Here is a 19,630-nt window from a genome sequence, read left to right as displayed (position 1 = left end):
GACCCCATCGTGCCACCGGCCGGGTGTGCGCCCGCCCGCTCCGGCACCACGGCGGTGATCACGGGATCGGCGCAGCAGACACGCCATGCGCACCGGCGACGGTCCCGTGGTCGACGTCCGGGGGCGTGCAGCGGACGATGGGGCGTCGACCGGCCCGCCGGCCCGCTGCGCTGGGAGGATAGCGCCGATGAGCACTCCCGCCGCGCCCGTCCGCGACCCCGCGTGGTCGCTGTCCCGCTCGGCGATCGGGCTGTGGGTCGCCGAGGGGGTGATCGGCGCGCTCGTCTGGGTCGCCGTGGTCACCGCCGTCCTGACCCTCGTCCCGGAGAGCGCCCTGCCCTCGCCGCTGCGCTGGGCGCTCGTGGCGTTCGCGGTGCTGGAGGCAGGGGTGACGATCAGCATCCGGCCGTGGGTGCGCTACCGCGTGCACCGCTGGGAGGTCACCGGCGAGGCGGTCTACACCCTCACCGGCTGGCTGACCCGCACCTGGACGCTGGTGCCCATCTCGCGCATCCAGACCGTCGACGTCACCCGCGGGGTGCTGCAGCAGCTGTTCGGCCTGGCCACGGTGGCGGTGCTGACGGCGTCCTCGCAGGGCACGGTCCGCGTGCTGCACCTGGAGGCCGACGTGGCGCAGCGGGTCGCCGACGACCTCGCCCGGCGCGCCGAGCTGGTCCGCGACGAGGCGACGTGACCGAGCCCGCCGTGGACGTCGGCGGCGATCGCGCGCCCGGCGACCGACCGCTGCGGGCCTCACCCCGCGTGGTGCTGGTGCACACCGCCACCTTCCGGCAGGCTCGCCAGCTGGTGCCGGTGCTCATCCCGGTCGCTGCGCTGGTCGGCCTGGACGACGGGCTGCTCACCGTCGTCGTCATGGCGGTGGTCGTCACCGCCCTGTCCCTGGCCGCGTCCGTGCTCAGCTGGTGGCGGTTCGGCTACGCCGACGGGCAGACGGCGGTGGTGGTGACCCGCGGGCTGCTGGCCCGCTCGGTGCGCACCGTGCCCAACGACCGGATCCGCGGCGTGGAGGTCGAGGCCCCCCCGCTGCACCGGCTGCTCGGGCTGGTCCGGGTCCGCATCGACGCCGCGGCCGGCTCGGTCGGGGCGAACGAGGAGGAGCTCGTCATCGACGGCGTCCCGCGCGCCGAGGGCGACCGGCTGCGGGCGCGGCTGCTGGCCCGCCGTCCCGCCGGCGCGCCCGCCACCGGGGACGACGCCCGGCCGGAGCCCGCCGAGGAGGAGATCGCCCGCTTCGACCCGCGCTGGCTGCTGTACGCGCCCCTGGTCGGCAGCTACCTCGTCGTCCCGCTGGCCGCCGTCGGCACGCTCTTCCGGCTGGTGCAGGAGCTGCCCGACGCCGTCGTGCCGGACGTGACGGGTCCGGAGCCCTCGCCGCACCTGCTGGTCATCGGGCTGGTCGCCGCGGTCCCGCTGCTGGCGCTGACCGCGGTGGTCGGGGCGGCCGTCGTCACCTGGGGCTACCGGCTGGTGCGGCGCGGCGGCTCGCTGGTCGCCGTCCGCGGGCTGCTCACCCGGCGGCACACCGAGCTGGAGGTCGACCGCATCCGGGGCGGCACGCTGAGCGAGGGCCTGGGCATGCGCTGGGCGCGCGCGGCGCGGGTGAACGCCCTGGTCACCGGCCTCGGCCAGGCCAACCGGCGCGGCCAGCTGCTGCCGCTGGGCCCGCGCGCCGAGGCGCTGCGGCTGCTCGGCCGGCTGGTCGAGGACCCCGGCCCGCTGACCGGTCACCCGCGCGCCGCCCTGCGTCGCCGGCTGGCGCGGGCCCTGGCCGCGGGGCTGCTGGTGACCGCGGTGGGGGCCTGGACGGCGGCCGCCCTCGGCTGGTGGTGGGTGCCGGTCGCCGGCGTCGTCCTCACCGTCCTGGGCGTGCCGATGGGCATCGGCCGGTATCGCGCGCTCGGGCACGCCGCCGGACCGCGGTCGTTCAGCGTGCGCAGCGGGTGGCTGGTGCGTGAGCAGGCCGTGCTGCAGCGCCGCGCCGTCGTGGGCTGGCAGGTGCGGCAGAGCGTGCTGCAGCGGCGGGCCGGACTGGCCACCGTGGTCGCCTGCGTGGGCGCCGGCAGCGGGGGCTACGCCGCGGTGGACATGGCCGCCGGCGAGGTGCCCGGCTTCACCGCGGCGGCGTCGTCGGGCACGTGGGCGGGGACGCTGGCTCCCTAGGCCTCATACCACGCGTGTCGATCACCGTTGCGGGTAGCTGGGCGGCGATGAACTCCGAGTCGCCACGGGCACGGAACTCACTGGTTCCCACCGTTGCTCCCCAGGTGGACGCGCCCGGCCAGCGCCGCGGCCTCGACGCGGGTGGCGACACCCAGCGTCCGCAGCAGCGCGGCCACCAGCCGCTTCGCCGTCCGCTCGGACACGTGCAGCGTCGTGGCGATGTCCACGGTGCTCGTGCCGTCGGCCACCAGCCGCCACAGCCGGCGCTCGTCGGCGGTCAGCCGCTCCGCCAGGCCCTGCTCGCCGGTGGGCGCGGAGTCCTCGAGCAGCCGGCGCAGCAGGTCCTCGGGGATCACCGACCAGCCGTCGAGCACGGCCAGCAGTGGGCGCACCAGGCGCTCCGGGTCGGCGGTCTTGGGCAGGAACCCCGCCGCCCCGGCGCGCAGCGCCTCCAGGACGGCGTCCTCCTCGGCCTGACCGGACAGCGCCACGATGCGCACCGTCGGGTCCGCGCGGCGGATCGCCGCGATCGCCCGCGTGCCGTCCGGCGGTGGCATGTGCAGGTCCACGACGGCCACGTCGGTGTGGTGCCGGCGCACCATCGCCGCGGCCGCGGAGGCGTCGTCGGTCGTCGCCACGACGCGTACCCGCCCCTCGCTCACCCCCGGCAGCAGCAGGGCCAGACCCCGGCTGAACAACGGGTGGTCGTCGACGAGCACGACGTCGACCTGCCGACGGCGCTGAGCACCGGCGTCGCTCGGCTCCATCTCTCCCCACACGGACAGCTGCGCCGGCGCTGCTGACCGTACGCACCACGGAGGTGCCCATGACCCTGGCCGCCAACCCCTCCACGCCCCTCGAGTCCCGCCGCGCGCTGCCGACCCTGCGCCGCCTGCTGCGGCGCCGCGGGACCGCACGGCCGGCCGGCGGGGAGGCCCCGGAGCCCAGCGAGGCGCTGGTGCGGGCGCTGTGCCACGACATGCGCTCGCCGCTGGCCTCGCTGGAGGCGCTGCTGGGTGCGCTGGAGCGGCCGGCCGGCCCGGCGGCCGACCCCACGGAGGTGCTGGAGCTCGCCCGCGCGCAGACCGCCCACCTGGCCTCCATGCTGCGGACGGCGGCGGCCACGGGCGGGGCGACGCCGCTCGGGCGGGGGACGCGCCGGCTCGGGGACGTCGTCCGCGCGTCGATGGCGGCCTCCGGACTGCCCGGCCTCCAGCTGAGCGTGCGGTTCGGTCCCGGCGCGGAGGACGTCGCCGTCGCCGACGCCCGGGTGCAGCGGATCCTCACCAACCTGCTGGAGAACGCGCACCGACACGGGAACGGCGCCGCGGTCCGGCTCGCCGCCCGATGTCGTCCCGGCTGGGTCGACCTGGCGCTGACGCAGACCGTCGTCCGCCCGGAGCGGCTGCTCGGACACCTGCGCACCGACTCTCCGCCGCCGGACCTCACCGGCCTGGGGCTGTGGTCGGTGCGGCGGCAGACCGGCGAGCTCGGCGGGCGCATCGTGTGGGCCGAGGACGGCGAGTCGCTGACGCTGACCGTGCAGCTCCCCGATCGATGACGGAGATCACCACTCCGTCTCTCTGGTCGTGACGAGTGGGGCCCGGAGGGTCCCGCGAGGAACGGCCGAGGGGGCTCCGCGCGACCAGGGGACGACACCTGGCCGCGGGGTCGGCCGGTAGGCCGACGGACAACATGGCACCGGCGGGCCAGGGCTCGGCACGGGGGGGCCACCGGGCGCGGGCAGATCCCTGGTGTCACCGCACCGGCGGTGGTCGCGACGACGCAAGGGGAGAGCCCGTGTTCACGCACACCCACGCCCTGCAGTACGAGGCCAAGCCCGACGGTCCCGACCCGGAGTTCGCCCGGAAGATGCAGGAGATCCTCGGCGGCCAGTGGGGCGAGATGACCGTCGCCACGCAGTACCTGCTGCAGGGCTGGAACTGCCGGCTGCCCGGCAAGTACAAGGACATGCTCCTCGCCATCGGCACCGAGGAGCTGGCCCACGTCGAGATGATCGTCACGATGATCGACCGGCTGCTCGACCACGCGCCGCTGAAGCCGGACGCGGCCGACCGCACCAACGAGGCCGCCGCCGGCTACGGGCAGCACAACCCGCAGCACACGATCGTCAACGGCCAGGGCGCGTCCTACATGGACAGCATGGGCAACCCGTGGACCGGCGCCTACGTGACGGCCAGCGGCAACCTCATGGCCGACTTCATGTACAACGCCACCGCCGAGATGCAGGGCCGGCTCCAGGTGGCCCGGCTCTACAACATGACCGATGACCCCGGGGTCAAGGACATGCTGCGGTTCCTCATCACCCGCGACCACATGCACCAGCAGCAGTGGCTGGCCGCGACCGAGGAGCTCAAGGCCGACGGGATCGAGGGCATCCCGGTGCCCGAGGCGTTCCCGCTGGAAGAGGCGGTCGGCGACCTCGGCTACACCTTCATCGACGCCTCCGACGGCCCCGAGGCCTCGGCCGGCCGGTGGGCGTCGGGTCCGTCGGTCGACGGACGGTCGGAGTTCCGCGCCCGCCCGATCGAGGCGACGGCTGACGCGCCGATCCTGCCGCCGGGCGACCCGCGGCTGTTCAGCACCCCGCAGATGTCCGGGCAGTCGCTGCTCCAGAAGGCCAAGGACATGCTCAAGTGAGGTCCTGACCCCGTATCACCCCGCGCCGTCGCCGCGCCGGTGGCCGGGTCATCCACGACCCGGCCACCGGCCGGCGGGCCGCATCCGCCGGAGGAGAGCCCCGTGCACCTGTCCGTCCCCGCCGTCCTGCTGACGGTGGTCTACGCCGCGGCCCTCGCCGTCGCGGTCGCCGCGCCCGGCCAGCACCTGGTGGCCGGGCTGGTCGTCCTCACCGGCCTGGTCACCCGCTGGGCCGTCCGCCACCGCCGCGCCGCCGTCCCGGCACCCGCCGCCGCGCCCGCCGACGCCGTCCTCGCCCCCGACTCCGCCCCCGCCCGGGCCGTCGCCTGAGCCTCTCCGGCGGTTTCCGCGGAAACCGCCGGAGGAACGCGCGAGGCGCGCGCCCCACGAGCGGGGACGCGCGCCTCGGCGGTCGAGCGGCCCCCTGCAGGGTCCCGCCGCGAGCCTGCGAGCGGTGGGGGCAGGGGGTCCTTCTAGTGCTGGAACGGCCCCCCTGCGGGGTCCCGCCCCGAGCGAAGCGAGGGGTGGGGGCCGGAGGGCCCTTCCTCAGTGCTGGACGGCCTTCTCCGCGCCGATCCCGGTGAGCGCCCGCACCTCGAGCTCGGCGTTCTTGAGCTCGTTGGGCTGCTCCTTGGACAGCTTCGTGCCCAGCCAGCCGAGGAAGAACGACAGCGGGATCGACACGAGGCCGGGGTTGTTCAGCGGGAACCAGGAGAAGTCCACCCCCTGGATGAGCGAGGTGCTCTTGCCCGTCGCCGGGTTGACCGGAGCCCCGGACACCACCGGCGAGAACAGGATCAGCGTCACGCACGCGATCAGCCCGCCGTAGATCGACCACAGCGCGCCCTGCGTGGTGAACCGCTGCCAGAACAGGGTGTAGATGATCGTCGGTAGGTTCGCAGAGGCGGCGATGGCGAACGCCAGGGCCACCAGGAAGGCGATGTTCAACCCGGCCTGCAGCGCCAGGATGCCCAGCCCGATCGAGATCGCGCCGATCACGATCGCGGCGATCCTGGCCACCTTGACCTCGGCCTCCGGGTTCCCCTGGCCCTTCTTGATGACCGAGGCGTAGATGTCGTGCGCGAACGACGCCGACGCGGTGATCGTCAGGCCGGCGACGACGGCCAGGATCGTGGCGAAGGCCACACCGGCGATGACGCCGAGCAGGATCGTGCCGCCGAGCTCGAAGGCCACCAGCGGCGCTGCCGCGTTGACCGCGCCGGGCGCCGCCAGGATCCTGTCGGCGCCGACGAGCGCGCCTGCACCGTAGCCGATCACCAGGCTGAACAGGTAGAAGATGCCGATCAGCCAGATGGCCCAGACCACCGAGCGGCGGGCGTCCTTGGCGGTGGGCACGGTGTAGAAGCGCATCAGCACGTGCGGCAGGCCCGCCGTCCCGAACACCAGCGCGAGCGCCAGCGAGATGAAGTCCAGCTTCGAGAGGCCGGTGGCGCCGTACTGGGCCCCCGGGGACAGGACGTTGCGCGGCGTGGCCTGGGTCGCCGAGGTGTCGACCGCGCCGCCGAGCAGCGCGGAGAGGTTGAAGCCGAACTTCGCAAGCACCCAGACCGTCATCACGCCGGCGCCGGCGATGAGCAGCGTCGCCTTGATGATCTGCACGTAGGTCGTGCCGCGCATGCCGCCGACGAGCACGTAGACCATCATCAGCGCACCGACGAGGATCACGACGACCGCCTGCGCCAGCTCCCCGGTCACGCCGAGCAGCAGGGTGACCAGCGCGCCGGCGCCGGCCATCTGGGCGAGCAGGTAGAAGAGGCTGACCACGAGGGTCGAGGTCGCCGCCGCGGTGCGGACGGGCCGCTGGCGCATCCGGAAGGCCAGCACGTCGGCCATCGTGTACCGCGCGGTGTTGCGCATCAGCTCGGCGACGAGCAGGAGGGCGACCAGCCAGGCGACGAGGAACCCGATGGAGTACAGGAAGCCGTCGTAGCCGTAGATGGCGATGGCGCCGGCGATACCGAGGAACGAGGCGGCCGACAGGTAGTCACCCGCGATGGCCAGGCCGTTCTGGGTGCCGCTGATGTTGCGGCCGGCGGCGTAGTAGTCGGCCGCGCTCTTGTTGTTGCGGCTCGCCTTGAAGGTGATGGCCAGCGTGATGAGGACGAAGATCCCGAAGATCGAGATGTTGACCGCCGGGTTCCCGACGGTGGTCGTCGCCGGAGCGGCGGGGGCAGCGAAGAACATCAGTGCCGTCCTCCGCGGGTCTCGTCGACGCCCCGGGTGACACCGGCATCACCGGCGCGCGCGTACTCGTGGTGCTCCAGCCGCTCGCGCATCTCGTCGGAGATCGGGTCGGTGCGCTTGTTGGCGTGCGCCACGTAGACGTGGGTGATCACGAACGTGGTGATGAACTGTCCCAGCCCGAGGAGGATGCCCAGGGTCACGTTGCCCAGGACCTTCGTGCCCATGACGCTGGGTGCGTAGGTGGAGAGCAGGACGTAGAGCAGGTACCAGGCCAGAAAGGCCGCGGTCATGGGGAAGGCGAAGCGGCGGAAGCGCCGCTTCAGCTCGACGAATTCCGGTGAGGCCTGGGCCTGGGCGTACTCCTCCGGTGTCAGGAGCCTGCGTTCGGCGGGTGGTGTCACGGTTCATCTCCTGTCGTCCTGGCCACCTGTATCCGGTGACCGCGGTCACTGTAGAGACAAATCTGTCCGTAATGGGCGATCGGTGACCTTTTCGTTGTGTACGACCGATCCGTGACGCGCAACCGATCCGGCCACCACGGGCCCCGTCGGGACGTTGCTCAGGCGTGCGACGGCCGTAACCGGGCGGGAACGCAGCGGCGCTGCAATGGGTCATGGCCGCTTCCGCAGGGACGACGACGGGCTGGTACCCGGTGGCGCGGGCCATCGAGGTCGGGGCGAGGCCGCTGCCGGTGGGCGCCGGCGGGCGGGCGTACGTGCTGGTCCGGCTGCGCCCGGGCGCCGAGGTGAGCGCCTTCCCGGCCCGCTGCCCGCACCGGCTGGTGCCGCTGAGCGCCGCCACGGTCGTCGACGGGCGGCTGACCTGCCCGTCCCACGGGTGGCAGTACGACGGCGAGGGCCGCTGCGTCACCATCCCCTCGCTGGGCCGCGACGGGACGCCGCCCCCACGGGCCGACCTGTCGGTGCCGTGGGCGGTCGAGGAGCGGCACGGCTGGGTCTGGCTGGCCCCCGAGCGCACCGCCGTCCCCACGCCGCCGCGCCCCACCGTCGACACGGCACCTGAGCCGGTCCCGGCGCCGCCGGCACCGGACGGGCCGGTCCTGGGCAACCTCGACCCGGCGCTGGAGTCGGCGTGGCACCCGGTGGCCCTCTCCAGCGAGCTCCGCCCCGGCGGCTGGCTGCAGGTGCGGCTGCTCGGGCGGACCTGGACGCTGCGCCGCACCGACCGACTCGAGGTCGACCCACCCGCGTACGGCGTCCGCGAGCGGCTCGGCGTGGTGTGGCTCGCCCCGGCCGAGCCCCGCGACGTGCCGCTGGAGTTCCCCGAGGACGGCGACCGGCGCTTCGTCTCCGGCCGGCTGCTGCCGCAGCGCTCGGCAGGGACGGCGGGCGTGCTGGCCGACGTCCTCCTCGACGCCACCCACGCCCCCTTCGTGCACGCGCGGACCTCCGGCGCGGCCGACCACCCGGAGGTGCCCGCGTACGCCGTCGAGGCCGAGCCCGGCGGCTTCCGCAGCGTGCGCGAGGAGTGGTTCGACGACCCGACCGACCCCGGCGTGGCCACCGGCGAGCGGCCGCTGCGGCAGCGCCGGCGAGTGACCCGCGTGTACCGGGCACCGTTCCAGCTGCTGCTGCGCCTGGAGTCCCTCGACTCGGGCGCGGCCACGGTGCTCCAGTTCCTGCTGCAGCCGGAGGACGCCGACTCCACGCGGGTCTACACCCGGCTGCTGCTGTCGTCGGGCCCGGGCCGCCCACTGCCCGCCCCGGCCGACGTGGAGCAGGCGGTGGCCTTCCGGCAGCGGGTGCTCGACGAGGACCTCGCCCTGGCCGCACACCTGGCCGGCCAGGGGCTCCCGCTGGCGGCGCGCGACGAGCTGCACGTGCACGCCGACCGGCTCGGCGTGGCCCTGCGCCGCACCCTGTGCGACTTCGCCCTCTCGGCGCCGCGCGAGGACCGCAGCGCCGCCTAGTGCCGTCACCGACGCGCCTGTGCGCTGGGTGTGGTCTCAGCCCGAGCTGAGACCACACCCAGCGCACAGCGAGGTCGCATCAGCCCTGGTCCGCGGGGAGCAGCTCCCCACAGGCGGCGCAGCGGACCGGCGGGTCGACGTCGGCGAGCCGCCCGCACGCCGGGCACACCCGCCGCAGCCAGCACGCCGGGTCGCCGCCCTCGTCGTCCGGTTCGGCGGGTCGCGCCTCGTCGGTCACGGAGCCATGCTCGGACGCCGCACGCCACCGGGCAACCGTCCCCGTCCGGGGCACGCCACCCTTCCGGAGGACGCCGCCTTCCCAGCCCCGGCTGGGATGCTGGCGGTCGTGCCGTCCTCCGCCGCCCGCCGCACCGCACTGGCCCTCGCCGCCACCCTCGCCGGACCCGCCACGTGGGTCGCCCGCGCGGCCTGGGGGCTGCCCACCGCCCTGGGCGCGAGTCAGCGCGAGGTCCAGGCGTACGCCGCGGGCTCGCCGCAGTTCGCCGAGGGCCGCTTCCACAACCGGCTGAGCACCCCGGCGCGGCCGCCGGCCAACGCGCAGCGCGGGCTGCTGCGGCAGATGCACGAGGAGCGGAACACCGGCCTGCCGGCGCGCCCGGTGCCGCTGACCCGCCCGGACCTGCCCGCGGCGGCCGGCGAGCTCGCGGTCACCTGGTTCGGCCACTCCAGCGCGCTGCTCGAGGTCGACGGCCGGCGGGTGCTGGTCGACCCGGTGTGGGGCGAGCGGGTGTCGCCGTCCCCGCTCATCGGGCCGACCCGGCTGCACCCGGTGCCCCTGCCGATCGAGGCGCTGCCGCAGGTCGACGCCGTCCTCGTCTCGCACGACCACTACGACCACCTCGACCTGCCCACGGTGCGCGCGCTGCTGCGCACGCAGACCGCGCCGTTCGTCGTCCCGCTGGGGCTGGGGGCGCACCTGCGCGGCTGGGGCGTGCCCGAGGAGCGGGTGGTCGAGCTGGACTGGGACGGCGCGGTGCAGGTCGCCGGCCTCACCGTCACCTGCACCGAGGCGCGGCACTTCTCCGGCCGGTTCCTCACCCGCGACACGACGCTGTGGGCGTCCTGGGTGGTGGCCGGGCCGCGGCACCGGGTCTTCTTCGGCGGCGACACCGGCTACACCCCGGCGTTCGCCCAGATCGGCGCGCTGCTGGGCCCCTTCGACCTGACCCTGCTGCCGATCGGCGCCTACAACGACGCCTGGGCGCTCATCCACATGACGCCGGAGGAGGCCGTCCGGGCGCACGGCGACCTCGGCGGCGGGCTGCTGGTGCCGGTGCACTGGGCGACGTTCAACCTGGCCTTCCACCGCTGGGCCGAGCCGGTGCAGCGGCTGTGCGCCGCAGCGGAGCGCTCAGAGGTGCAGGTCGCGGTGCCGCGGCCGGGCCAGCGGGTCGACGTCCTGGCGCCGCCGGCGCTGACCGACTGGTGGTCGGCGGTCGGCTCGCTCGTCGACGAGCCGGCCGAGACCGGGGACGGCGGCGCGGGCACCTCGGTCGCCGCCCGTGCGGCGTCCTGGCTGACCGCCCGCCGCCTGGCCGACTGAAGAAGGACCCGTCCTCCCCACCCCTCGCAAGCTCGGGGCGGGACCCGGGACGGGGCCGCGCTCGGGGAGGGGCCTTCCTCAGCGCAGCAGCTTGGACATCCGCCGGTCGGCCAGCGGCTTGCCGCCGGTCTGGCAGGTCGGGCAGTACTGCAGCGAGGTGTCGGCGAAGCTGACCTCGCGGACGGTGTCGCCGCACACCGGGCACGGCAAGCCGGTGCGGGCGTGCACCTGCAACCCGGAGCGCTTCTCGCCCTTCATCGTCGCGGCCCGCTGCCCGACCTGGCGCTCGAGCGCCCCGGCGAGGGTCGCCCGCATCGCGTCGTACAGGCGCAGGGCCTCGTCGTCGGTGAGCTTGTCGGCCATCTTGAACGGCGAGAGCCGCGCGGCGTGCAGGATCTCGTCGGAGTATGCGTTGCCGATGCCGGCGATCAGCGTCTGGTCGGTGAGCGCGCCCTTGAGCTGGCCGCTGCGCCCGACCAGCAGCGCGACGAACGCGTCCCGGTCCACCTCCAGCGCGTCGGGCCCGAGCCGGGCGACGCCCGGCACCTCGGCCGGCGAGCGGACGACGTGGACGGCCAGCCCCTTGCGGGTGCCCTGCTCGGTGAGGTCGAAGCCGTTGCCGTCGTCCAGGTGCACGCGCAGCGCGAGCGGTCCCTTGCCCGGCTTGGGCGGAGCGGAGGGCAGCCCGGTGCGCCAGTGCAGCCAGCCGGCCCGCGCCAGGTGGACGACGAGGTGCAGGCCGGAGACGTCGAGGTCGAGGAACTTGCCGTGCCGGGCGACGCCGGTGAGCTCCAGGCCGCCGAGTGCCGACAGCGGCGGGTCGAAGGTCTTGATCGCCTGGACGGCGGCCAGGTCGACGCGGGTCACCACGTGGCCGACGGCGTTCTCGCGCAGGAACGCGGTCAGCGCCTCCACCTCGGGCAGCTCGGGCACCCGGCCACTATGCCCCTGGTCGGCCTCCGGCCTCCAACCGCGGCCAGGTGCCGTCCCCCGAGACGGTGAGCCGCTGCGTCCCTCCTCGCGGAGGCCTCCGGCCCCCACTCGTCACGACCGCACCGCGGTGCCTTGCTCCCGGACGCCCCGTGTCCCCATCATCCGGACAGTCGACGCGAGGAGGTCCGGACGTGACCGAGAGCGCGCAGGGCCGGCCGCCGGTGGACGAGACCCGTCCGTCGGCGCCGGAGCAGGACCGGGACGGCGGACCGTCGGTCCCGACCGACACCGGCGTCGGGGTGGGTCTCGGCGAGGCCGACACCTTCGAGCCGGAGGAGTCGGAACCGGCCGGCGACGACGCGGGGTAGCTCAGCCGACGAGGTCGCCGTCCTCGGTGACCGGGGCGGTCGCGCCGGGCTCGTGCCGCGCCTGCTCGGCCACCGCCGCGGCGACGGCGTGCGTCACCGCCGGGTCGAAGACGCTCGGGATGATGTAGTTGGCGTTGAGCTGTTCGTCGGTGACCACGCGGGCGATCGCCTCCGCGGCGGCCAGCAGCATCCCGTCGCTGATCTCCCGCGCCCGCGCGTCGAGCAGCCCGCGGAAGACGCCGGGGAACGCGAGCACGTTGTTGATCTGGTTCGGCAGGTCCGAGCGGCCCGAGGCGACGACCGCGGCGTGCTGCCGGGCCCGCACCGGGTCGACCTCCGGCGTCGGGTTGGCCATCGGGAAGACGACCGCCTGCGGCGCCATCCGGGTCAGCGCCTCGACCGGCAGCACGTTGCCGGCGCTGACGCCGATGAACACGTCGGCACCGTCGAGCGCGTCGGGCAGCTCGCCGCGCACGCAGTCGGGGTTGGTGCGCTCGGCCAGGTCCCGCTTGGCCGGCGAGAGCCGCTCGTCGTCCGGCGAGAGGATGCCCTCGCGGTCCCACACCAGCACGTGACGGGCGCCGGCCTTCAGCATCAGGTGCACGATCGCCGTCCCGGCCGCGCCGCCGCCGGCCACGACGATCCGCACGTCCTCGAGCCGCTTGTCGACGACGCGCAGGGCGTTGCGCAGCGCGGCCAGCGCGACGATCGCCGTCCCGTGCTGGTCGTCGTGGAACACCGGGATGTCGAGCTTCTCGCGCAGCCGGGCCTCGATCTCGAAGCACCGCGGGGCGGCGATGTCCTCGAGGTTGATGCCGCCGAACCCGGGGGCGATCAGCTCGACGGTGCGGACGATCTCGTCGACGTCCTGGGTGTCCAGGCAGATCGGCCAGGCGTCGATGTCGCCGAACCGCTTGAACAGGACCGCCTTGCCCTCCATGACCGGCATGGCGGCCCCCGGCCCGATGTCGCCGAGCCCCAGGACGGCCGAGCCGTCGGTGACCACGGCGACGGTGTTGCCCTTGATGGTCAGCCGGCGGACGTCGTCGGGGTTGTCGGCCAGCGCCAGGCAGACGCGCGCCACGCCGGGGGTGTAGGCCATCGACAGGTCGTCGCGGGTCTTCAGCGGCACCCGCGAGGCGACCTCGAGCTTGCCGCCCAGGTGCAGCAGGAAGGTGCGGTCGCTGACCTTGCGCACGGTGACCCCGGGGACGGCGCGCAGCGCCTCGACCATCTCCTCGGAGTGCGCGGCGTCCGCGGCGGAGCAGGTGACGTCGACGGTGAGCCCGTCGGAGCGGGAGTCGACGACGTCGATCGCGGTCACCGCGCCGCCGGCCGAACCGACGGCGGTCGCGATCCGGCCGATGGACGCCGGGTCGCCGTCGGCGGTGAGCCGCACGGTGATCGAGTACGACGCCGACGTGACCGGCCCGCGGGGCGGCGTGGCCGGCTCGCCGAGGGCGGTGTCGTCGGTGCTGGACGTGGCAGCGGTCTCGGTGCTCATGGCGTTCCCCATCGTGGCACCGGATCACCGGGCACGCGTGGTTGCGGTCACAGTGGTCGCGACGCCGGTCAGCTGGCGGGGCGGGAGGTGCGCCCCTCGGCGCGGGCCTTGAGCCCCTCGCAGAACTGCCGGAACGAGGGGTTGAGGTCCGGCGTCGAGCGGTCGAGCAGCGCGGCCAGCGGGCCGGTGTGGTCCTCGCGGACGGTGAGGACCGTGCCGCCGTCCTCCTGCGCGTCGAGGTGGTAGGTGCGCTCGATGACCGCCAGCCCCAGCGGCAGCCCGCCGCGCCAGCGCATGACCTCGCTCGGGCGGATCTCGGTGACCGTCACCTCGAGGGGGCGGGTGCGGATCATCGTGGCGTAGAGCGTCAGCTTCTCGCCGAGCGCGACCCGGCCGTCCACCCGGTCGACGCCGGAGTTCCAGTCCCGCCAGCTGCCCACGTCGACCAGCAGCGCCCACACCTGCTCGGGGCTCGCGTCGATCCGCGCGGCCGCCTCGTAGCTCCTCACGTCCAGCCTCCCATCCCCGCCCGCTCTCAGCCGGCCCGCACGGCCGTCGTCTGCAGGTAGGTGTTGGGTACCACGATGCCCGGGCCACCGCCCCGGGTCGAGCTGCCCCACAGGTCGGCGAAGTCCGCCTCCAGCGCGGCCCGGCCCGCGGGGTCCAGCCGCCGCCAGGCCACGTGCACCGGGCCGAACCAGTCGCGGTAGCGCTGCCACTGCGCGGCCAGGGACGGCGCGGTCATGTCCACGGTCCGCTCGGCGTGCCGCACCTGGCGCACCTCGCCGGGATCGAGCAGCCCCTCCACCCCCTCCGGCGTCCCCCAGCGCAGCGGGTCCCCGGTGGCGCCGGCCGGGTCGTGCCGGGTGAGCAGCGCCAGCAGCCGGCCACCGGGGGCGTCCGGCCGCCAGGCGGTGAGCCCCAGCCGGCCGCCGGGGCGCAGCACCCGGAGCATCTCCCGGGCGGCCGGCTCCGGCTCGGCGGCGAAGACGACACCGAACGTGGAGACGACGACGTCGAAGGACGCGTCGGCGAAGGGCAGCGCGCAGGCGTCGGCGACCTCGGTGGCGTACGACAGCCCCTCCAGCTCGGCCCGCCGCCGGGCGAGCTCCAGCAGCTCCGGGACGACGTCGGTGCACACGACCTCGCCGTCGCGGCGGGCCGCGGCCAGCGCGGCGTTGCCCGTTCCGCCGGCCACGTCGAGCACCCGGTCCCCCGGGCGGACGGCGAGGTCGGTGACGAGCTGCTCGGCGGCCGGGACCAGCCGGACGCCCACCCGCTGGTAGTCGCCGGCGGCCCAGACCTCGCGGGTGCGGGCGGCGGCGGGCGCGGCACTCATGGCCCGGCAGTGTGCTCCGGGTCACAGCCCGCCGGAAGGGGCCACCACCCCGGCCGCGCAGAGGCGCGCGACCGGGTCGGGGGTCACGAGGCCCGCAGCCGGGGCGCGAGCGCCGCGGCGTCCCGCGCCGGCGGCGGCGCGGCGGCCAGCGCCCGGCCCCAGGCGACCAGGCCGGCGACGTCGACGCCGTGCGGCGGGGCGTCGGCGTAGGCGGCGACGTTGCCCGCGCCGCGCTCCAGCAGCCGCCCGGCGCCCCGGTCGTTGCCCCGCGCCACGTGGGTCAGCCCGACGGCGAGCTGGGCCAGCCCGCGCCACAGCTGCCGCTCCGGGTCCGGCGCGGACTTCCACGCGTCCTCGAGCACCTCGTGGGCGTGGAAGGGCCGCCCGGCGTCCAGCAGCTGCTGCGCCTCGGTGAGCGCCTGCTCCGGCGTCCGCAGCACGCCCTCCGGCGCCCGCTCCTCCCCCACGGCACCGCGCGGCAGCGGCCGGCCCAACGCGTCGCGAGGGCGGGCGTTGCGGGCCCGGCCGGCAGGGTCCCGGTCGCGGTCGACATCCACCCGACGATCCTGACGCGAACACCGGTCGGACGCCGCCGGGTTGTGCGTCTGTCGGTGGTCCCGTGCAGGATGGGGCCGAGGACGGCCGCAGGACGGGCCGCCCCCGCACCGACCCGCGGTCGTCGTCGACCGGTCCGGACCTGGAGGGGGTGGGGCTCGTGGCCCCGGTCACCGAGGAGCCCACGGCTGTCCTCGACCTGGAGACGGCCGTCGGGCACGTCGCCGGTGCGGCGCTGCGCCCGGGCCCGGTCGGCTCGGTCGGCCTGGAGCTCGAGGCGCACCTGGTCGACCTCGACGCGCCCGGCTCCCGGGTCCCCTGGCAGCGGATCCGCGACCTGGTCGACGCGCTGCCCGCCCTGCCCGGCGGCAGCCGGGTCACCCTGGAGCCCGGCGGCCAGGTGGAGCTGTCCGCCCCGCCGTACCCCGGCGTCGCCGCCGCGGTGGCGGCGCTGCGCGCCGACCGCGACGCGCTCGCCGCCGTCCTGGCCACCGAGCGGCTCGCCGTGGCCCCGGTCGGCGCAGACCCGCTGCGGCCCCCGGCCCGGGTCTGCCCCGCCCCCCGCTACGCCGCGATGGAGGAGCACTTCGCCGCCGTCGGCTGCGCCGAGGCCGGGACGGCGATGATGACCGGCACCGCCGCGCTGCAGGTCAACCTGGACGCCGGGCCGTGCGCCGGCTGGAGCGAGCGGGTGTCGCTGGCCCACCAGCTGGGGCCCACCCTCGTCGCCGTCGCGGCCTGCTCACCGCTCGCCGGGGGCCGCCCGACCGGCTGGGTCTCGCAGCGGCAGCGGGTGTGGGGCGACCTCGACCAGGCCCGCTGCGGGCCGCTGCTCGGCGGCGCGGACCCGTGCGGCGAGTGGGCCGGGTACGCGCTGACCGCGCCGGTGATGCTGGTGCGCGACCCCGACGGCGGCGGCGCGGTGCCGGTGCGCGAGCGGGTCCGCTTCGCCGACTGGGTCACCGGCGACGTCCCGCTCGGCGGCCGGGCGCCCACGGCCGCCGACCTGGACTACCACCTGACCACGCTGTTCCCGCCGGTGCGGCCGCGCGGCTACCTGGAGATCCGCTACCTCGACGCCGCGCCCGAGCCGTGGTGGCCGGCACTGGCGGCGGTGACCGCGGTGCTGCTCGACGACCCGGTCGCGGCCGGGCACGCCGCGGCGGCCACCGTGCCGGTCGCCGGCGCCTGGGACCGCGCCGCCCGCGTGGGCCTGGCCGACCCCGCGCTGCACGCCGCCGCCCGCGCCTGCCTCGCCGCCGCCTGCGCCGCCGTCCCCGCCGCGCTGCGGCCGGAGGTCGAGGCGCTCGCCGACCTCGTCGACCGGGGCCGCTGCCCCGGCGACGCCCTGCTCGACACCGCCCGGGCCGGTGGCCCCACCGCCGCCCTCCTCTCAGCCACGGGAGCCCTCCAGTGACCGACCTGACCGAGACCCTCGCCCGCGACCTGGAGACCGCGCGGCAGCGCACGCTGCGGCTCACCGACCACGACGAGCCGGAGCTGCTGCGCCAGCACACCCCGCTGCTCAGCCCGCTGGTCTGGGACCTCGCGCACATCGGCCAGCAGGAGGACCTCTGGCTGCTGCGGCGCGGCGACGCCCGCCGCGAGGGGCTCCTGCCGGCCGACGTCGAGGCGCTCTACGACGCGTTCACCCACCCGCGCGCCGTCCGCTCGCGGCTGCCGCTGCTGCCCCCGGTGGAGGCGCGCTCGTTCTGCGGCGAGGTGCGCGGCCGGGTGCTCGACCGGCTGGGGCGGCTGGGCCGGGACGACGACGGCGACCCGTTCGACTTCGCGATGGTGGTCAGCCACGAGCAGCAGCACGACGAGACGATGCTGCAGGCGCTCAACCTGCGCTCCGGACCGCCGCTGCTCGGCGCCGGGACGCCGCTGCCGCCCGGGCGGCCCGGGGTGGCGGGCACGTCGGTGCTCGTGCCCGGCGGGGAGTTCGTGCTCGGCGTGGACGCCGCCGACGAGCCGTTCTCCCTGGACAACGAGCGGCCGGCGCACGTCGTCGACGTCCCGTCCTTCCGCATCGGTCGGGTGCCGGTGACCAACGCCGAGTACGCCGCGTTCGTCGCCGACGGCGGCTACGACGACCGGCGCTGGTGGTCCGAGCGCGGCTGGGCGCACCGGGTGGAGGCCGGGCTGGAGCGCCCGCAGTTCTGGGACGCCGACGGCACCCGGACCCGCTTCGGCGCCGTCGAGACCGTCCCGGCCGACGAGCCGGTCCAGCACGTCACCCACTTCGAGGCCGAGGCCTACGCGGCCTGGGCGGGGGCGACCGGCGCGGCCCCGGCCGGCGCGCGGCTGCCCACCGAGGTGGAGTGGGAGAAGGCCGCCGTCTGGGACCCGGCCACCCGGCGGCGCCGCCGCTTCCCGTGGGGCTCGGCGGAGCCGTCGTCCGCCCTCGCCAACCTCGGGGGCGACGCGCTGCGCCCGGCGCCCGTGGGCGCCTACCCGGCCGGCGCCTCCGCCTACGGCGCCGAGCAGCTGATGGGCGACGTCTGGGAGTGGACCTCCTCGAACTTCACCCCGTGGCCGGGCTTCCGGCCGATGCTCTACGCCGACTACTCCGCGCCGTTCTTCGGCGGCGACTACAAGGTGCTGCGCGGCGGCTCCTGGGCGGTCGGCGCGTCGATCCTGCGGCCGAGCTTCCGCAACTGGGACCACCCGATCCGCCGGCAGGTCTTCAGCGGCTTCCGGCTGGCCTGGTCGGCCTGATGTGCCGGCACCTCGCCTGGCTGGGCCGGCCGCGGACGCTGGCCGAGCTGGTGCTCGAGCCGCCGTCCTCGCTGCTCGTGCAGTCGTACGCGCCGCGCCGCCAGCGGTACGGCACGGTCAACGCCGACGGCTGGGGCGTGGGGTTCTACACGCCGGGCCGCCCGCAGCCGGCGCGCTGGCGCTCGGCCCGGCCACTGTGGGGTGACCCGTCGTTCGCCTCGGTCGCGCCGGTGCTCTCCTCCGGGTGCGTGGTGGCCGCCGTCCGCTCGGCGACCGTCGGCATGCCGCTGGAGGAGAGCGCCGCAGCGCCCTTCACCGACGGGCGCGGGCTGCTGTCGCACAACGGCCGGGTCGACCGCGCGGTGCTGCCGCCGGTGCGCGATGCCGAGTCGACGGTCGACAGCGCGCTGCTCGCGGCGCTGGTGTTCGACCGCGGGCTCGACGCCCTGGGCGACACCGTGCGCGAGGTGGGTGCCGCCGACCCCGGCGCCCGGCTGAACCTGCTCGCCGCCGACGGCACCCGCCTGCTGGCCACCACCTGGGGCGACACGCTGTCGGCGCTGGTCACCGCCGACGGCACCGCGCTGGCCAGCGAGCCGTGGGACGACGACCCCCGGTGGACCGACGTCCCCGACCGGTCGCTGGTCGAGGTCACCCCCGACGGCCTGACGACCACGTCGCTGTCCTGACCCACCCAGCCCCTCCCACCGACGAGCACTGGAGCCCCGTGTCGATCTCGCTCACCAACCACCTCGCCCCCGAGGACGCCACGGACGCGCTGCGCGCCGACGCCCGCGCCGGCCTGACCGCCACGCCGAAGACGCTGCCGCCGCGGTGGTTCTACGACGAGCGGGGCAGCGAGCTGTTCGACGAGATCACCCGGCTGCCGGAGTACTACCCGACCCGCGCCGAGCGGGCCGTGCTCGCCGCGCGCGCGGGCGAGATCGCCGCGGCGTCGGGCGCCGACGTCCTGGTCGAACTGGGCAGCGGGACGTCGGAGAAGACGCGGCTGCTGCTGGACGCCCTGCGCGACGCCGGGACGCTGCACCGGTTCGTGCCCTGCGACGTCGACCCGTCGGTGCTGCAGGCGGCCGGGGCGGCGATCACCGCCGAGTACCCCGGCGTGGCGGTGGACGCCGTCGTCGGCGACTTCACCCGCCACCTGGGCGAGCTGCCGCGGTCGGGACGCCGGCTGGTGGCCTTCCTCGGCTCGACCATCGGCAACCTGGAGCCCGACGCGCGGGCGGCGTTCCTCGCCGACCTGGCCGGCACGCTGCAGCCCGGGGACTCCTTCCTCCTCGGCACCGACCTGGTCAAGGACCCCGCCCGGCTGGTGCGGGCCTACGACGACGCCGCGGGGGTCACCGCGGAGTTCAACCGCAACGTGCTGCGCGTGCTGGACCGCGAGCTGGGCGCCGACTTCGACCCGACGGCCTTCGAGCACGTCGCCGTGTGGGACGCCGAGCACGAGTGGATCGAGATGCGGCTGCGCTCGCTGACCGACCAGGTGGTGCACGTGCCGGCGCTGGACCTCGACGTCCGGTTCGCCGCCGGGGAAGAGCTGCGCACCGAGGTCTCGGCGAAGTTCCGCCGCGAGCGGGTCGAGGCCGAGCTGGCGGCGGCGGGCCTGCGGATGACGCGGTGGTGGACCGGGCTCTTATACACATCT

At 75.8% G+C, this 19,630-nt stretch carries 21 protein-coding genes; 12 read left to right on the top strand and 9 right to left on the bottom strand.

Annotated features, from left to right (window positions below):
- The first annotated feature begins 187 nt into the window (after window positions 1-187).
- Together CNO22_RS08815 and CNO22_RS08810 are read left to right on the top strand one after the other, a co-directional pair.
- Window positions 188-694: a PH domain-containing protein gene (locus CNO22_RS08815; RefSeq protein WP_100499007.1), complete on the top strand. Its 507-nt coding sequence runs from the start codon at window positions 188-190 to the stop codon at window positions 692-694.
- On the top strand, window positions 691-2,181 hold the full coding sequence (locus tag CNO22_RS08810; RefSeq protein ID WP_232806903.1) for a PH domain-containing protein: 1,491 nt from the start codon (window positions 691-693) through the stop codon (window positions 2,179-2,181). The genes CNO22_RS08815 and CNO22_RS08810 overlap by 4 nt, the downstream gene beginning before the upstream one ends.
- Window positions 2,182-2,258: 77 nt before the next feature.
- Here the strand turns inward: CNO22_RS08810 and CNO22_RS08805 are convergent, their stop codons facing one another.
- Window positions 2,259-2,948 carry a response regulator gene (locus CNO22_RS08805; protein WP_100499006.1) on the bottom strand — a complete coding sequence of 230 codons (690 nt, stop codon included), beginning with the start codon at window positions 2,946-2,948 and terminating at the stop codon, window positions 2,259-2,261.
- A gap of 59 nt (window positions 2,949-3,007) precedes the next feature.
- Between CNO22_RS08805 and CNO22_RS08800 the strand changes: the two genes are divergently transcribed.
- The 3 genes from CNO22_RS08800 to CNO22_RS08790 all read left to right on the top strand — a co-directional run bounded on the left by CNO22_RS08800 (window position 3,008) and on the right by CNO22_RS08790 (window position 5,172).
- Window positions 3,008-3,742, top strand: coding sequence for a sensor histidine kinase (locus CNO22_RS08800; RefSeq protein ID WP_100499005.1), 735 nt, complete (start codon window positions 3,008-3,010; stop codon window positions 3,740-3,742).
- 239 nt (window positions 3,743-3,981) lie between these two features.
- Window positions 3,982-4,842, top strand: coding sequence for a manganese catalase family protein (locus CNO22_RS08795; RefSeq protein WP_100499004.1), 861 nt, complete (start codon window positions 3,982-3,984; stop codon window positions 4,840-4,842).
- Window positions 4,843-4,944: 102 nt separating this feature from the next.
- Window positions 4,945-5,172, top strand: coding sequence for a hypothetical protein (locus CNO22_RS08790; protein ID WP_100499003.1), 228 nt, complete (start codon window positions 4,945-4,947; stop codon window positions 5,170-5,172).
- A gap of 216 nt (window positions 5,173-5,388) precedes the next feature.
- On the opposite strand, the gene CNO22_RS08785 is transcribed toward CNO22_RS08790, so the two are convergent.
- Entirely contained in the window at window positions 5,389-7,047 is a 1,659-nt protein-coding gene (locus CNO22_RS08785; RefSeq protein ID WP_100499002.1) for a solute symporter family protein, read from the bottom strand.
- Window positions 7,047-7,448: a DUF485 domain-containing protein gene (locus CNO22_RS08780; RefSeq protein ID WP_100499001.1), complete on the bottom strand. Its 402-nt coding sequence runs from the start codon at window positions 7,446-7,448 to the stop codon at window positions 7,047-7,049. The genes CNO22_RS08785 and CNO22_RS08780 overlap by 1 nt, the downstream gene beginning before the upstream one ends.
- Before the next feature lie 212 nt (window positions 7,449-7,660).
- Here CNO22_RS08780 and CNO22_RS08775 point away from each other — a divergent pair, with 212 nt between their 5' ends.
- Window positions 7,661-8,977 carry a Rieske 2Fe-2S domain-containing protein gene (locus tag CNO22_RS08775; RefSeq protein WP_100499000.1) on the top strand — a complete coding sequence of 439 codons (1,317 nt, stop codon included), beginning with the start codon at window positions 7,661-7,663 and terminating at the stop codon, window positions 8,975-8,977.
- A 79-nt stretch (window positions 8,978-9,056) separates the two neighbouring features.
- Here CNO22_RS08775 and CNO22_RS28215 read toward each other — a convergent pair whose 3' ends face one another.
- Window positions 9,057-9,215 (bottom strand): hypothetical protein, encoded by a 159-nt coding sequence (locus CNO22_RS28215; RefSeq protein WP_198588194.1) that lies wholly within the window; start codon window positions 9,213-9,215, stop codon window positions 9,057-9,059.
- A gap of 108 nt (window positions 9,216-9,323) precedes the next feature.
- On the opposite strand from CNO22_RS28215, the gene CNO22_RS08770 reads away from it, so the two are divergent.
- Window positions 9,324-10,541, top strand: a complete 1,218-nt coding sequence (locus CNO22_RS08770; RefSeq protein ID WP_232806902.1) for an MBL fold metallo-hydrolase — start codon at window positions 9,324-9,326, stop codon at window positions 10,539-10,541.
- A gap of 78 nt (window positions 10,542-10,619) precedes the next feature.
- Here CNO22_RS08770 and CNO22_RS08765 read toward each other — a convergent pair whose 3' ends face one another.
- Window positions 10,620-11,474 carry an Fpg/Nei family DNA glycosylase gene (locus CNO22_RS08765; RefSeq protein WP_100498998.1) on the bottom strand — a complete coding sequence of 285 codons (855 nt, stop codon included), beginning with the start codon at window positions 11,472-11,474 and terminating at the stop codon, window positions 10,620-10,622.
- A 191-nt stretch (window positions 11,475-11,665) separates the two neighbouring features.
- On the opposite strand from CNO22_RS08765, the gene CNO22_RS27570 reads away from it, so the two are divergent.
- A complete protein-coding gene (locus CNO22_RS27570) occupies window positions 11,666-11,842 on the top strand; it encodes a hypothetical protein (RefSeq protein WP_157936865.1) in 177 nt (58 codons plus the stop codon).
- 1 nt (window position 11,843) lies between these two features.
- On the opposite strand, the gene CNO22_RS08760 is transcribed toward CNO22_RS27570, so the two are convergent.
- The 4 genes from CNO22_RS08760 to CNO22_RS08745 form a co-directional block, all read right to left on the bottom strand.
- Window positions 11,844-13,346, bottom strand: a complete 1,503-nt coding sequence (locus CNO22_RS08760; protein WP_100498997.1) for an NAD-dependent malic enzyme — start codon at window positions 13,344-13,346, stop codon at window positions 11,844-11,846.
- Window positions 13,347-13,414: 68 nt separating this feature from the next.
- Entirely contained in the window at window positions 13,415-13,855 is a 441-nt protein-coding gene (locus CNO22_RS27565; RefSeq protein ID WP_157936864.1) for an SRPBCC domain-containing protein, read from the bottom strand.
- A gap of 26 nt (window positions 13,856-13,881) precedes the next feature.
- Window positions 13,882-14,685: a class I SAM-dependent methyltransferase gene (locus CNO22_RS08750; RefSeq protein ID WP_100498996.1), complete on the bottom strand. Its 804-nt coding sequence runs from the start codon at window positions 14,683-14,685 to the stop codon at window positions 13,882-13,884.
- A gap of 83 nt (window positions 14,686-14,768) precedes the next feature.
- Entirely contained in the window at window positions 14,769-15,242 is a 474-nt protein-coding gene (locus CNO22_RS08745; RefSeq protein ID WP_100498995.1) for a DUF309 domain-containing protein, read from the bottom strand.
- 158 nt (window positions 15,243-15,400) lie between these two features.
- Between CNO22_RS08745 and egtA the strand changes: the two genes are divergently transcribed.
- The 4 genes from egtA to egtD form a co-directional block, all read left to right on the top strand.
- Entirely contained in the window at window positions 15,401-16,657 is a 1,257-nt protein-coding gene (egtA, locus tag CNO22_RS08740; protein ID WP_100499015.1) for an ergothioneine biosynthesis glutamate--cysteine ligase EgtA, read from the top strand.
- Window positions 16,654-17,961 (top strand): ergothioneine biosynthesis protein EgtB, encoded by a 1,308-nt coding sequence (gene egtB / locus CNO22_RS08735; RefSeq protein ID WP_100498994.1) that lies wholly within the window; start codon window positions 16,654-16,656, stop codon window positions 17,959-17,961. The genes egtA and egtB overlap by 4 nt, the downstream gene beginning before the upstream one ends.
- Complete coding sequence (gene egtC, locus CNO22_RS08730; protein WP_100498993.1) at window positions 17,961-18,650, top strand: ergothioneine biosynthesis protein EgtC; 690 nt, start codon at window positions 17,961-17,963, stop codon at window positions 18,648-18,650. Before egtB ends, egtC begins: the two co-directional genes overlap by 1 nt.
- Window positions 18,651-18,688: 38 nt before the next feature.
- A partial coding sequence (gene egtD, locus CNO22_RS08725) for an L-histidine N(alpha)-methyltransferase (protein ID WP_100498992.1) occupies window positions 18,689-19,630 on the top strand: 942 nt, incomplete at its 3' end.

Origin of the sequence: Geodermatophilus chilensis (assembly GCF_002802985.1) — a bacterium.
Lineage (GTDB): Bacteria > Actinomycetota > Actinomycetes > Mycobacteriales > Geodermatophilaceae > Geodermatophilus > Geodermatophilus chilensis.
This window is presented reverse-complemented; position numbering and strand designations above follow the sequence as displayed.